1 protein-coding gene is annotated in these 276 nt (G+C 51.8%); it reads right to left on the bottom strand.

Annotated elements, in window-relative coordinates; translation table 11 throughout:
* A partial coding sequence (locus KVT38_RS33695) for a glycoside hydrolase family 10-like protein (RefSeq protein WP_217598070.1) occupies positions 1 to 276 on the bottom strand: 276 nt, incomplete at both ends.

Below are 276 nucleotides of genomic sequence, written 5' to 3'. Positions count from 1 at the left end.
CGATAATATGCTGCCTGGCTTCCGGTATTCCCGGGTTGATGTACATCTTATCTCCGGACTGAACGATCCATTCCGGGTGGGTTATCGCGACGTGATTAGCGGCTAAGCTGTCCGCCTTCTCACCGGTGTTCGCCCTGAAAGGATTAAACCAGGCTTGGAATTCCATTCCGCGCCTATGGGTTTCCTCGATCATAAACGCTAACGGATCGTAATCCGGGGTTAGTCCTTGTTTTCCTTGCAGAAATCTCGACCAAGGCACGAGTTGCGAAGGGTAGA

Source organism: Cohnella sp. GbtcB17 (assembly GCF_019091135.1).
In the GTDB taxonomy this organism is placed as follows: Bacteria; Bacillota; Bacilli; order Paenibacillales; family Paenibacillaceae; genus Cohnella.
This window is presented reverse-complemented; position numbering and strand designations above follow the sequence as displayed.